Raw genomic sequence first — 13,576 nt, 5'->3', positions numbered from 1 at the left:
AGACTTTGTTGACGCCCTCGCTGAATTTTCAGTGCAGGACGCCGCCACTTTTATGGAGCTGAAATGACTACCAGCAGAATCGAACGCGATACCTTTGGCAAGATTGAAGTCCCGGACGAGCGCCTGTGGGGCGCGCAGACGCAGCGCAGCCTGCACCATTTCCATATCTCCAGCGAACGCATGCCGCCTGAACTGATCGTGGCGCTGGCGGCGGTCAAGCAAGCTTGCGCGCAGGTCAACCAGGATCTCGGCAAACTGCCGAAGACCCAGGCCGAGGCCATCATCCAGGCGGCGCAGGAGGTGGTAGCGGGACAGCATCCCGATGAATTCCCGCTGTCGGTCTGGCAGACCGGCTCCGGCACCCAAAGCAACATGAACATGAACGAGGTGCTGGCCAACCGCGCTTCGGAAATCCTCGGCGGCGTGCGCGGCGAATCGCGCCTGGTGCATCCTAACGACGCGGTCAACCTGAGCCAGTCCTCGAACGATATCTTTCCGACGGCGATGCACGTCGCCGCCGCCATCGCCGTCGCCAACAAGCTGCTGCCGGCGCTGCGTAAACTGCGCGCGACCCTGCACAAGAAAGCGACCGATTTTGACGACATCGTCAAGATCGGCCGCACCCATTTGCAGGACGCGACGCCGCTGACGCTGGGCCAGGAATTCTCTGGCTACGTGGCGCAGCTGGATTACGCGGAAAAAATCATCAAGGCCGCGCTGGAGCCTCTGTGCGACCTGGCCGCCGGCGGCACCGCGGTCGGCACCGGGCTCAACGCGCCCAAGGATTTCGGCGAACGTGTCGCCGCCCAGTTGGCGAAGACCGAGAACCTGCCTTTCCGTACTGCCGACAACAAGTTTGCCGCACTGGCCGCGCACGACGCCCTGGTCGCGGCCCACGGCGCCTTGAAGACCCTGGCCGCGGCCCTGATGAAAATCGCCAACGATGTGCGCTGGCTGGCGTCCGGGCCGCGTTCCGGCCTAGGCGAGATCAGCATCCCGGAGAACGAGCCAGGCAGTTCTATCATGCCGGGCAAGGTCAAACCGACCCAGTGCGAAGCGCTGACCATGCTGTGTTGCCAGGTATTCGGCAACGACGTCGCGATCAATTTCGGCGGCGCTTCCGGCAATTTCGAACTGAACGTGTTCAAGCCGCTGATCGCCCATAATTTCCTGCAGAGCGTGCGGCTGCTGGCCGACGGCATGGCCAGCTTTGAAGAGCATTGCGCCGACGGCATCGCAGCCAACCGCGACCGCATCGCCGAACTGATGGAGCGTTCCCTGATGCTGGTGACGGCGCTGGCGCCGCACATCGGCTACGACCGCGCGGCGCAGATCGCCAAGCATGCGCACCATGACGGCAGCACGCTGAAACAGGCGGCGCTGGCGCTGGGTTATGTAACGGAACAGGAATTTGCCGAATGGGTGCAGCCGGCAAAAATGACTTACCCGGAATAGCAGACTTGCCGGGGCGTGCTTGCCGCCCCGGATTGCCTGAGGTTAAATCATGTTACATCGCACCATGCGTGCAGGGCATCCAATACAATGACGCTATAGGGATAATGTCGTTTTTGCAATACAAAAACAATATTTGTTAAAATGACCCTCCGCTACTGTTGCCCTTGCTTATGCTCCTACTGGTTTTCCTGATAGAAACTGACATCCCGTTGCCGTTGCCGGTCATGGGCTGCCGCGCATGATGAAATGCTTGCGCATGCCTGTCATCTGCTTCAAGCCCTATTTGTATGGCATGGTTTTTGGCCTGCTGTCCCTGGGCGCGGCTAGCGCCAGCGCCACCTATCGGGTCGAGATCGACGCCCCTGGCGATTTGAAGGCTTTGCTCGAGCAGCACCTGGACCTGTCGCGCTACAAGGATCGGCAAGACCTGAGCGAGGACCAGCTGAAGTTCCTGGTCGATACGGTCGATGAGCAGGTCACGCAGCTGACGTCGACCGAAGGTTATTTTTCACCCAAGACCAGCGTCACGGTGGAGCCGGGCGAGGTCAAGACTATCCGTTTGAAAGTCGATCCGCAGCAGCGCACCATCGTATCCGCCGCTACCGTCGATGTCAGCGGCAGCGCCGCTGCCGAGGTGCCTGAGCGGGTGCGCCAGATACAGCGGAACTGGGGTTTGCCTGCCGGCCAGCCTTTCCGCCAGGCTGACTGGGCCAAGGCCAAGGATGACGGTTTGCAGGTATTGCTCAAGAAACGTTATCCGGCGGCCAAGGTCGCGCATTCGGAAGCGCGCGTCACGCCGGAAGACAACGACGCCGAGCTGTCCGTGCAATACGATAGCGGCCCGCCATTTACCCTGGGCGCGCTGCACATTACCGGCACCAAGCGCTATCCGGCCAGCATCATCGAAAACGTCAGTCCTCTGCAGGTAGGGGAAGAGTACAGCGTCGACCGCTTGCTGCTGCTGCAGCGCCAGATCCAGAACACGCCGTACTTCGGCAATGTGATCGTCAGCATCAACGACGATCCGGCGCACGCGCTGGAAACGCCGGTGAATGTCCAGGTCACCGAATTCCAGACGCAGCGGGTGCGCACCGGCCTCGGTTATGCCTCCGACACCGGAGCCCAGGTGCAGGGCCGTTACACCAACTACAATATATTCGGCAAAGCCTGGGTGTTCGACGCCCAGACCAAGATCGAACAGCGGCGCCAGTACGCTGCGCTGGATTTGTCGATGCCGCCCGACAAGCGCAGTTTCGTCAACGGCATCAACGGCTCGTATGACCGCACTACCTTGCAGGGCGTCGATCTGCGCAGCATGAAAATCGGGCTGAAGCGCGCTCGCTCGCTGGAAAACTACGATACCGCGTTGACCCTGGACTATTACCGCGACCGCCTGGAGCAGACCGACGGCGCAACCTTGCCGCCGGATACCGTAGTCCAGCCGGGCCAGCACCAGGCCCTGGTGCCAGGATTTGCCTGGGTCAGGCGTGACGTCGACAATCCTATTTTCCCGCGCAGCGGCCATATCTTTTCGGTACAGACCGGGTTTGCCGTGAAGGGATTCCTGACCGACCAGACCTTTTTCCGGGCCGACGGCCGCTACAAGCATTATTTTCCGGTAGCGAAACGCGACGTGGTGATTTTGCGCACCGAGCTGGGCGGCGTATTCACCGCCGGCTCCAGCGCCGCGGTGCCGGCTTCCTTGCTGTTCCGGGCCGGCGGCAACGAATCGGTGCGCGGCTACAGTTACGACAGCATCGGCAATTCGCAGAACGGCACCGTCTATCCGACCAAATACATGGTGACCGGCAGCGCCGAATACCAGCACTGGCTCACCCAGCAATGGGGCGGCGCCGTGTTTTACGATGTCGGCACCGCTACCGACAGCTGGGCCGACCGCGCGACCAAGGTCGGCACCGGCGTCGGTGTGCGTTACCGCAGCCCGGTCGGGACAGTGAATGTCGACCTTGCCTACGGCGTCCAGGCCAAGCAGTTCCGGCCGCATATTTCGCTGGGCATCGCCTTCTGATTTTTCGATTTGAAGATTGAACACATATTAAGCAGATGATAAGCAGATGAAGCACGAAGCAGCCATCTCTCCGGAACCAGGCCCGCCGCCGAACCAGGACGGCGACCGCAGCCGCTTGCGCTGGCTGTGGCGATCGCTGGCAGCCATTGTGCTGTTGCTGGCGGTGCTGGCGGCCGCGCTGTTTTTCGGCGTCCGTTCCGAGTCCGGCGCACGGACCCTGTGGCGATTGAGTACATGGGCGATGCATGGCAACCTGTCCGGCCAGCTGGTCGGCGGCACCGTGGCGGACGGTTTGCAGCTGCGCAACCTGGTCTATCGCGACGCTACCCAGCAATACAAGATCGATCGCGTCGACGCCAAGTGGCGTCTCGGCCTGTCGCCGCTCAAGCTGGATGTCGCTTACCTGCATGTAGGCAATGTCGATGCCCGGCTGGAGCCGACGCCGCCGGAGCCGACGGTGATGCCGGCCAGCCTGGCATTGCCGCTGCAGCTGGTCCTCAACGATATTTCGCTGGACAAGCTGTCCTTGCACCAGGGGCTGAGTACGACCGAACTGAGCCACCTGCAGCTGCATGGAGAGTCGGACGGCAAGCAGCATAACCTGGTGCTGGAACGACTGGACACACCCTACGGCAAGGCCAGCGCCAAACTCAGCTTGAACGGCGCGCAGCCGTTTGCATTGAGCGGCGGTGCGGAGCTGAGCGGTGAATACCAGAAAGAAAAATACCAGGTGGATGCGGCTCTGTCAGGTAGCCTGGCGCTGCTGGACATAGACTTGAATGCGCGCGGCGACAAACTGAGCGGCACTGCCAAGATCGCAGCGACGCCGTTTGCGCCCATCCCGTTCCGCCAGCTTGAGTTGAACGCCGCCCACATCAATCCCAAATTGTTCAGCAGCGGCGCGCCGCAGGCCGACCTCAGCCTGCAGGCGTCGCTGAAGCCGGAGACGCCGCCTGCGACGGCGGCTGGCAGCGCACCAGCCATGGTCGACCTGGCGACACTGACGGTGAGCGGCCCGATACGCATCGTCAATGCGATGGCCGGTTCCCTGGACCAGGACCGCCTGCCGCTGGTCAGCGCCGGCGCCGAATTGCGGCTGGATACGCAGACCCAGCAATTGTCGCGGCTGCAGTTGAAGCTGCTGAAAGATGCCAGCATCAGCGGCCAGGGCGAATATCATAGCGACGGCAAAAACAAGAACAACGGCGAATTCAGTTTCGATGTCGCCGGCCTCGATCTGCAAGCGCTGCACGGCAAGCTGAAACCGACGCAGCTGCGCGGGCCGGTCAAGGTCAGGCTGACGCCGGACAACCAGCAGATCAGCCTGGACCTGGCCGACGCTACTTACAAAGCGAAACTGGAAACCGTAATCGACGCCAAGCAGATCGCAGTGAAAACGGCGCAGCTGGCAGCCGGGCCGGCGCGTCTCGATGTCAGCGGCAGCCTGGCGCGCGATGCCGGCATGGCGTATGCGGTGAAGGGTAGTTTGCGCGATTTCAATCCTTTCCTCTGGATCAACAGCGCGGCTCCGGTTAAAAGCGCGGCCAAGGGGGCTGCCAAAGCCGCCAGCGCTCCCAAGGCCAAAGCGGTGACCGCTAACATCAATATGGATATCGACGCCAGCGGCAACCTGACGCCCGAGCTGAAGATGAAACTCAAGTTCGCCATCCGCGACAGCCACTACGATCAGCTGCCGATGACCGGCAACGGTTCGCTCAACCTGGCCGGCACGCGTTTGCTGCCCAGCGATGTCGCGCTGTCGGTGGCGGGCAACGAGCTGCAGGCCAAGGGCAGCTTCGGCGCCGCCGGCGATCGCCTGAACCTGAAGCTCGATGCGCCGCAGCTGCAAGGCTTGGGTTTCGGCATTTCCGGCGCGCTGCATCTGGATGGCCAGCTTAGCGGCAGCTTGCAAAAACCGAATGTGCAAGCCACCTATCGCGCCGAAAAACTGGCTTACGGCGAACATCGGGTGGATAGCCTGTCAGGGCAGGCCGATGTGCAGGCTGACTTGAACGCCAAGCTGAATTCGGGCAGCAACAGGCTGGCTGTCAGCCTTGACGGCCGCGGCTTGCACAGTTCCGACATGGCGCTCGACAAGCTGAACCTGAACCTGTCCGGCACCTATGCCGCGCACACATTGAAACTGGACAGCAGCGGCACGCTGCGCGGCAAGCCCCTGCACCTGACCATGGCGGCGCAAGGCCAGCTGAGCGAGGGCAAAACCGGCTACGGCTGGCAGGGGCAGGTCAGCGAACTGCAAAACCAGGGCACGCCGCGCATTAGCCTGGCGGCGCCGCTGGCGATCAGCGCCGACGCCGGCCGCCTGGTGCTGGGCGCAACCCGCCTGAGCGTGGCGGATGCGCAGATTGATTTGAAGAATTTCAGCTACGACAACGGCAAAATCCGTTCCGCCGGCGCCATCAACGCGCTCAATGTGGCGACGATACTTGGCCTGGCGCACGAATTCGGCGCGCCGGAAATACCCTTGAAGACCGACCTGGTGCTCGACAGCAGCTGGGATTTTTCCCTGGCGGAGACTGCCGCCGGTTATCTGCAGATCGCGCGCCGCAGCGGCGACCTGCGCGTCAATCCCGGCCGCGGCGACGTCAGCCTGGGTTTGTCCGAACTGAAATTGCGGGCCGACCTGCAGGCCGGCCAGATCAAGCTCGACAGCCAGCTGGCGGCATCCCGGATCGGCACCTTGAGCGCGCAGCTGCAGCTGGCTTTGCAGCACAGCGGCAGCAGCTGGACCGTCAGCGACAGCTCGGCTTTGTCCGGGCAGGCCAAACTGCAAGTGCCGCAGTTGAAATCAATGGGCGCCTTGATCGGACCGCAGGTTGCGCTGGACGGCAGCCTGGCGCTGGACCTGAACCTGACTGGCCAGCTGGGCAAGCCGATGCTGTCGGGTAAAGTCGCCGGCGACCAGCTGGCCGTCACCCTGTTCGACCAGGGCATCAAGCTGAAAGACGGCACCGCGCGCCTGAACCTGGCCGACAACGTGGTCGACCTGCAGCAGCTGGAATTCCACGGCGGCGACGGCACCATACGCGCCACCGGCCGGCTGCAGCTGGGCCATGACAACCCCGACCTGACCGCCAGCGTCGTCGCCGATCACCTGCAGTTGTTCGCCAGCCCGGACCGCCAGCTGATGCTGTCGGGCCAGGCCAAGATCGCCAACGTCAAGGAACAGCTGCACGTCGACGGCAAGTTCACGGTCGACAAAGCCTTGTTCGATTTGCCGAAGAGCAGCGCGCCGGTGCTGGGTGACGATGTGGTCATCGTGCGCAAGGAAACGAAAGCACGGGCGACGCCGCTGACCGAGCAGGAGCGGTTGGCCAAGGCGGCGCAGAAACCGGCCGGCGGCGCCACCCCGGTGATGAATGTGGAAGTCGATTTCGGCAGCGATTTCCGCTTCCGCGGCAGCGGCGCCGATCTGCTGCTGCGCGGCGCCATGCAGGTGCGCAGCGAGCCTTACCAGCCATTGCGCGCTACCGGCACGATCCGGGTCGCAAGCGGCAGCTATGAAGTGTTTGGCCGCAAGCTGGCGATTGAACGCGGACTGATCAACTTCCAGGGACCGATCGACAATCCGAACATCAACATCCTCGCCATGAAACGCAACCAGGAAGTCGAAGCGGGCGCCGAGATCACCGGCAATCCCAGCAACCTGCGGGTCAAGCTGGTGTCGGAACCGAACGTGTCGGATGAGGAAAAACTTTCCTGGCTGATGTTCGGCCACGGCAGCGACAGTTCCGCGCTGGGCCAGCGCCAGGCTGCCGGCCAGGCGCTGGCGCTGCTGGGAAATTACGGCGGCAAGAAAATCGCGCAGGGCATCGGTTTCGATGAATTCTCGATCGGCTCCAGCGATTCCGGCATCGAAAACGAGCAGGTGGTGAGCCTGGGCAAGGTCATCACCGAGAAAATCAACCTGGGTTACGAACAGAGCCTGACCAGCGCCGCCAGCATCCTCAAGCTGACCTGGCAATTTTCGCGGCGCTGGTCGATGGTGATGCGCGGCGGCACCATCAACGGCCTAGAGGTTCTATACAACTTGCGCTTCGATTAGGGTTGACCGGGTTTTGGCTTAGCCGGTGCGGCGGCCCGACAATTCGGCGCCGGCGTCCGGCTGCAGTTTCAAGGCAAACGGCAGGGAAGCCAGGGCAACCAGGGCGATCAGCAAGAACGCCGGCCAGAAATCAGCGCTGACGATGGTCGCATGGCCCTGCACCTGGTTCGATACCTGCAACGCAAAACCGCCGACCGTCACGCCCAGGCCGATCGCCAGCTGCTGGGCGACGCTGGTCAGGCTGGTGGCCTGGCTCATCTGGCGCTGGTCGATCTCGGCGTAGGCGATCGCGTTCAGGCTGGTGAACTGCATGGAGCGCACACAGCCGCCCAGCAACAGCATGAGGATGATGAAGACATGCGGTGAATCCGCTTTCAGCACGCCGAATGCCGCCATCGACAGCGCGCCAAGCAGGGTGTTATAGATCAGCACGCTCCTGAAGCCGAATCTTTTCAGCACCGTGGTTGTCATGGTCTTGACGAAAATCGCGCCGGCTGCCGAAGCGCAGGTCAGCAGGCCGGACTGGAACGGCGTCAGGCCGAAACCCAGCTGGAACAGCAGCGGCAGCAGGAACGGCAGGGCGCCCACGCCGATGCGGAACAGCGAGCCGCCGAAGACGTTCATGCGCAGCGTCGGGATCTGCAGCAGCCGCAGGTTGATCAGCGGATGCGGCGTACGGAAGGCATGCCATACATACGCCAGCAAGCTGATGGTGCCGACCACCACGCAGATCAGCGAGACGTCGCCGGCCACCAGGTGCCGGCCGGCGCTGGCCAGGCCGAACATCAGCGTCGAGCAGCCGATTGCCGACAACAGGAAACCGATCCAGTCGAGCGGCACGGCATCGTCGCTGCGCAGGTTCTCGATATAGCGCGTCGCCAGGTAGATGCCGAGGATGCTGATCGGGACATTGATGAAGAAAATCCAGCGCCAGTGGAAATAGGTCGTGATGAAACCGCCCAGCGGCGGCCCGATCACCGGACCCAGCAAAGCCGGGATAGTCAAGTAGCTGAGCGCGCGCACCAGCTCCGCCTTGGTGGTGGTGCGCAAGATCACCAGTCGTCCGACCGGCACCATCATGGCGCCGCCCACGCCCTGCAGGAAGCGGGCCGCGACAAATTGCGCCAGCGTATCCGACATGCCGCACAGGATCGAGCCGAGCATGAACACGCCGATCGCGCTGCGGAACACCGTGCGCGCGCCAAAACGATCCGCCATCCAGCCGCTGACCGGGATGAACACCGCCAGGCTGACCAGGTAGGAAGTCATCGCCAGCTTCAGTGCGATCGGGCTTTCTCCCATGTCATGCGCCATCATCGGCAACGAGGTGGCGATCACGGTGGAGTCCATGTTTTCCATGAACAAGGCGCATGCCACGATCAGCGGGGTGAGGAAGACGCGGGAGATGGCCATGAGGGGAGATGGATGGGCCGGGTAGGCACAAAAGGCCGCCCTGCCTGCTTAAAAGAGCATAATTATAGCGTTTTAGACTATCCATTACCGTTCAGGTAGCATGCAGGCTGTTTCCCTGGCTGCCTGCCGCTTTTTTACAAGAACCATGATCAACACGTCCCCCTCGCCAACCGAGTGTTTTGCCTTGCTGGATGACCGCAGCGCCGCTTCCGCGCAGTCGCAGTCTTCGCGTTTGTACACAGGCCACGTACGCAGCCTGTCGTGTTTTGACGCTGACCGGCTGCCGCAGCTGATCGAGCAAATGCAGCAAGCCTTGCGCGAGGGTTTGCACGCAGTGACCTTGTTTACCTACGAACTCGGGATCGGACTGCAGCATGTGGTGTTGCCAGAGCGGTTGCCAGCGTCGCCGGCAGCGGCATCCCGGCCTTTGGCGCAAATCCTGCTGTTTGCGCGTTGCGAGCATTTGAGCGATGCCGAGGTAGATGCCTGGCTGGCGCAGCGGCAGGCGGCGGAAAGCGACTCGACGGAAGCCGGCGCCGGCATCGCCAACCTCCGTCCGAATGTCAGCGCCGGGCAGTTCGCCGCCGCCATCGCCAAGATCCACGATTACATCGAGGCCGGCGACACCTACCAGGTCAACTACACCTACCGCTTGCGTTTCGATGTCTACGGCAGCCCTGTCGCCCTGTATCGCCAGCTCCGGCAACGGCAGCCGGTGCCTTACGGTAGCCTGATCCTGCTGGAAGACGGCGCGGCGGTCTTGTCGCTGTCGCCGGAACTGTTCGTGCGCCATGCGGCGGGCGTGCTGACGGCGCGGCCGATGAAAGGAACCGCTGCCGCCAGCGGCGACGCGGAACAGGATGCACTGGCCGCCAAGGCGCTTGCCGCGGATCCCAAGAACCTGGCGGAAAACCTGATGATCGTCGATTTGCTGCGCAACGACCTGGGGCGCATCGCCATTCCCGGTTCGGTGCGCGTGCCGCAATTGTTCGAGGTGACGCGTTTCAGCTCCGTGCTGCAGATGACTTCCACCGTGCAGGCGCAAGTGCGCGACGATGTCAGCCTCAGCGCCGTGATCCAGGCGCTGTATCCCTGCGGCTCGATCACCGGGGCGCCCAAGCATCGCACCATGCAAATCATCAACGAGCTGGAGCCTGAGCCGCGCGGCCTGTACACCGGCGCGATTGGCTGGTTCGAGGCGGAGCGGCCAGGCCGCCGCTTTGGCGATTTCTGTTTGTCGGTGCCGATCCGCACCTTGTGGCTGCAGCCCGCCACGGCGGACGGCTTGCACGGCGCCGGCATACGCCATGGCGAAATGGGTGTCGGCGCCGGCATCGTGCACGATAGCGTGGCGGCGGAAGAATATGCCGAATGCGCGCTGAAAGCAAAATTCCTGACCGGCATGGGCGGCGATTTTGCCTTGTTTGAAACCATCTACGCCACCAGCGCGGATGGCTGCCGCCACCTGGACCTGCATCTGCAGCGTTTGCAGGCATCGGCTGCCTACTTCGGTTTTCCCTACGACGAAAACGTATTGCGCGCGGCGTTGCGTACGTATTGCGCGAACCTGCCAGCCAGCGGACCTCAGCGCCTGCGCCTGACCTTGGCGGCGGATGGCGGCTACAGCCTGCAAAGCGCGGAACTGGGGACGCTTGAGCTGCCGGTCCGCTTGTTGATCGCACCGGCGCCGACGCAGTCCGACGACCTGTTCCTGCGCCATAAGACCACGATACGGCAGCGTTACGACCAGGCCTGGCAACAGGCACAGCAGCTAGGCGCCTTCGATATGCTGTTCTTCAACAGCGAAGGTGAATTGACCGAAGGCGGCCGCAGCAGCATCTTTGTCAAACTGGACGGGCGCTGGTATACGCCGCCGCTGCGAGCAGGATTGCTGCCGGGAGTGATGCGCAGCGTAGTACTGAACGATGCGGCGTGGAATGCCAGCGAGCGCAGCCTGAGCATGGGAGATTTGCTGGCGGCCGAGCAGGTCATGGTGTGCAACGCCCTGCGCGGAACCATGCCGGCAACCCTGCTACAAGTGGCTTAGAGAGGAACGGCCGCGATTATTCCTGTTCATGCAAATCAATTGTTGACGGTGAGGATAAATAATCATGGATCTATTCTTGACGTTGTTGAGCGGTTTATGCTGGATCGTAGTATATGTGGAGTGCGCCAGGATTGGTTTCAAGTATAAAACCTACGCCATGCCGGCTTTTGCCCTATCTCTGAATATCGGATGGGAAGCACTCTATAGTTATATAGATGTCACGGAAGGCGCCGGCAACAAGGTCATGTTGTCGTTCTCGGTTTCCTGGCTGTTGCTTGACATCGTCATCGCTTATACCTACTTCCGCTACGGAAAAAAATACTGGCCCGAGAAGTTCTCGCGAGGTGGTTTCATCGCATGGAGCATTCTGATGTTCATCATGAGCTTCAGCGTGCAACTGCTTTTCCTGCGGGAATTCGGCGCTCATGCGGGAAAGGGATATTCCGCCTTTTTCCTCAATCTCCTCATGTCGGTGCTGTTCATCGACATGTTTATCAAGCGCAAAGGCGGGGACGGGCAATCGCTTGTGATCGCCGTTAACAAATGGATAGGCTCACTCGCCCCCACGGTTCTTTACGGCTTGATTGAGTATAATTTTTTTATTCTCGTGATCGGCGGTTTCTGTGCCGCCTATGATCTCATCTATATCGCCCTGCTAGTCAAGACAAGATCAGGACGCGCTTAACTAAAACGCGATAATCACGACCGATCCGGCCACGATCAGCGAACCACCGATAGCCACCGGCCAGGTCAGCTGTTCGCCGGCAAACAGCAAGCCCAGCACGATAGCGAAGGCCACGCTCAGCTTGTCGATCGGCGCCACCTTGGACACCGGGCCGATTTGCAGCGCATGGTAGTAGCACAGCCAGGACAGGCCGGTAGCGATCGCTGACAGCACCAGGAACAGCCAGTTGGACGAGCTGACCAGCGTCGGTTTCTGCCATTCGCCGCGCAAGGTGACGATGCCGGCGATCACGAACAGGATGATGACGGTGCGGATGAAGGTGGCGAAGTTGGAATTCATGCCGGCGACGCCGAACTTGCCGAAGATCGCCGTCAGGCCGGCGAAAAATGCAGAACCGAGGGCAAATACCTGCCAGCTGGAGCCGAAATTCATTTTGTTCTCCCCGATATCGATCATGACTTGAGCAAAATGATTCAAGTCAATGTCATTTTGCCCTGAATCCTACTTCGCCGCAGGTTTGCCCGTGGCCGTGACGTCGCGGTCATTCAGCATGGCGTTGTCCGGCAGTTCAGCCTGGTTCCAGCCGCCGCCCAGCGCCTTGATCAGCAGCACGCTGGCGGCAAAGCGCCGGTTCTGGATATTCAGCGCCGACAGGTCGGCGCTGAACGCGGTCGCCTGCGCCGTCACCACGCTGGTGTAGTTGACGGTGCCGGCCTTGTACTGGTTCAGGATCAGTTCCAGGGCATGATGCGCGAACTGGACGGTCTCGGCCTGGACCGCGGCTTCCTGTTCCAGGATGCGCAAGGCCGCCAGATTGTCTTCGACTTCCTGGAAGCTGGTCAGCACTGCCTGCTTGTATACCGCGACGCTGGCGTCGTAGGCGGCGATCGCCTGGTCGCTTTGCGCGCGCCGGGCGCCACCGTCAAACAGGGTAGCCGCCAACGCCGGTCCGAGCGACCAGATGCGGTTGGGGACGGTCAGCCAGTTGCTGAAGCTGTTGCTTTGGAAGCCGCCGGAAGCCGACAAGGTGAGGTTCGGGAAATAAGCCGCCTTGGCCACGCCGATCTGGGCGTTGGCCGCCGCCGCCAGCCTTTCCGCAGCGCTGACGTCGGGGCGGCGCTCCAGCAGCGTGGACGGCACGCCGACCGGGATCGTCGGCAATACGGCCACCAGCGGGGCCGGCGCAAGCGAGAATGTGGATGCGGCTTGCCCGGTAAGCAGGGCGATCGCGTGTTCCAGCTGGGAACGCGATACGCCATTGTCCAGCGCCTGCGCCTGCGCACCCTTGAGCTGGGTCTGGGCCTGGATCACGTCGGAACGGGCGACCACGCCGACGGCATACTGGTTCTGCGTCAGCTGCAGCGACTTCTGGTAGGCCGCTACCGTATCGTCGAGCAAGGTCTGCTGCAGGTCGAGCACGCGCAGCTGCAGGTAATTCTGCGCCAGCGTCGATTGGGCGCTGAGCCTGGCCACCTGCAAATCGGCAGCGCTGGCCTGAGCCGAAGCCTGGTTGGCTTCCACCGTGCGGCCGATGCGGCCCCACAGGTCGGGTTCCCAGCTGGCGCTCAGGCCGAGCGCATCGGTGGTGCTTACCGAGCCGCCGGTACTCAGGCTGCTGCTGCTATTGCGTCCGCCCGAGCGGGTGGCCGAGACATTGGCCGATACCGTCGGGAAGTAGGACGACCTGGCGGAATCGACCAGGGCTTTCGCCTGCCGGAACTGGGCCTCGGCTTGCGCCAGGTTCTGGTTGGAGATATTGACTTGCTCGACCAGCGCATTCAATTGCGGATCCTGGTAGATTTCCCACCACTTGCCGTGCAGCTCCTGGTCTTGCGGCGTAGCTGTCTTCCAGTCCTTCATTTCCTTGAAGGCCGCCGGCGC

8 protein-coding genes are annotated in these 13,576 nt (G+C 62.1%); 5 read left to right on the top strand and 3 right to left on the bottom strand.

The window, feature by feature from the left end; genetic code table 11:
- The first annotated feature begins 63 nt into the window (after positions 1-63).
- The 3 genes from fumC to JWQ61_RS14565 all read left to right on the top strand — a co-directional run bounded on the left by fumC (position 64) and on the right by JWQ61_RS14565 (position 7,550).
- Positions 64-1,455 carry a class II fumarate hydratase gene (gene fumC, locus JWQ61_RS14575; RefSeq protein ID WP_304361160.1) on the top strand — a complete coding sequence of 464 codons (1,392 nt, stop codon included), beginning with the start codon at positions 64-66 and terminating at the stop codon, positions 1,453-1,455.
- A 292-nt stretch (positions 1,456-1,747) separates the two neighbouring features.
- Positions 1,748-3,484, top strand: coding sequence for an autotransporter assembly complex family protein (locus tag JWQ61_RS14570; protein WP_304361161.1), 1,737 nt, complete (start codon positions 1,748-1,750; stop codon positions 3,482-3,484).
- Between the two features lie 46 nt (positions 3,485-3,530).
- A complete protein-coding gene (locus tag JWQ61_RS14565) occupies positions 3,531-7,550 on the top strand; it encodes a translocation/assembly module TamB domain-containing protein (protein WP_304361159.1) in 4,020 nt (1,339 codons plus the stop codon).
- 18 nt (positions 7,551-7,568) lie between these two features.
- Here JWQ61_RS14565 and JWQ61_RS14560 read toward each other — a convergent pair whose 3' ends face one another.
- Positions 7,569-8,963: an MFS transporter gene (locus JWQ61_RS14560; protein WP_304361158.1), complete on the bottom strand. Its 1,395-nt coding sequence runs from the start codon at positions 8,961-8,963 to the stop codon at positions 7,569-7,571.
- A gap of 145 nt (positions 8,964-9,108) precedes the next feature.
- On the opposite strand from JWQ61_RS14560, the gene pabB reads away from it, so the two are divergent.
- Together pabB and JWQ61_RS14550 are read left to right on the top strand one after the other, a co-directional pair.
- Positions 9,109-11,010, top strand: a complete 1,902-nt coding sequence (gene pabB, locus JWQ61_RS14555) for an aminodeoxychorismate synthase component I (protein ID WP_304361157.1) — start codon at positions 9,109-9,111, stop codon at positions 11,008-11,010.
- Between the two features lie 64 nt (positions 11,011-11,074).
- Entirely contained in the window at positions 11,075-11,695 is a 621-nt protein-coding gene (locus JWQ61_RS14550) for a hypothetical protein (RefSeq protein ID WP_304361156.1), read from the top strand.
- On the opposite strand, the gene JWQ61_RS14545 is transcribed toward JWQ61_RS14550, so the two are convergent.
- Together JWQ61_RS14545 and JWQ61_RS14540 are read right to left on the bottom strand one after the other, a co-directional pair.
- Positions 11,696-12,127 carry an EamA family transporter gene (locus JWQ61_RS14545; RefSeq protein ID WP_304361155.1) on the bottom strand — a complete coding sequence of 144 codons (432 nt, stop codon included), beginning with the start codon at positions 12,125-12,127 and terminating at the stop codon, positions 11,696-11,698.
- A 69-nt stretch (positions 12,128-12,196) separates the two neighbouring features.
- Positions 12,197-13,576: efflux transporter outer membrane subunit (locus JWQ61_RS14540; protein WP_304361154.1), on the bottom strand; the 1,380-nt coding region annotated here is incomplete at its 5' end.

It is taken from the genome of Collimonas fungivorans (assembly GCF_028292705.1).
Taxonomy (GTDB): Bacteria; Pseudomonadota; Gammaproteobacteria; order Burkholderiales; family Burkholderiaceae_D; genus Collimonas; species Collimonas fungivorans_B.
Note: the sequence above shows the minus strand (reverse complement) of the source record. Positions and strands in the feature narration are given on the sequence as shown.

Bases quoted from the DNA above. Each gene is read 5' to 3' on its own strand.
- fumC (WP_304361160.1), top strand. From the start codon at position 64: ATGACTACCAGCAGAATCGAACGCGATACCTTTGGCAAGATTGAAGTC.
- JWQ61_RS14570 (WP_304361161.1), top strand. From the start codon at position 1,748: ATGGTTTTTGGCCTGCTGTCCCTGGGCGCGGCTAGCGCCAGCGCCACC.
- JWQ61_RS14565 (WP_304361159.1), top strand. From the start codon at position 3,531: ATGAAGCACGAAGCAGCCATCTCTCCGGAACCAGGCCCGCCGCCGAAC.
- JWQ61_RS14560 (WP_304361158.1), bottom strand. From the start codon at position 8,963: ATGGCCATCTCCCGCGTCTTCCTCACCCCGCTGATCGTGGCATGCGCC.
- pabB (WP_304361157.1), top strand. From the start codon at position 9,109: ATGATCAACACGTCCCCCTCGCCAACCGAGTGTTTTGCCTTGCTGGAT.
- JWQ61_RS14550 (WP_304361156.1), top strand. From the start codon at position 11,075: ATGGATCTATTCTTGACGTTGTTGAGCGGTTTATGCTGGATCGTAGTA.
- JWQ61_RS14545 (WP_304361155.1), bottom strand. From the start codon at position 12,127: ATGAATTTCGGCTCCAGCTGGCAGGTATTTGCCCTCGGTTCTGCATTT.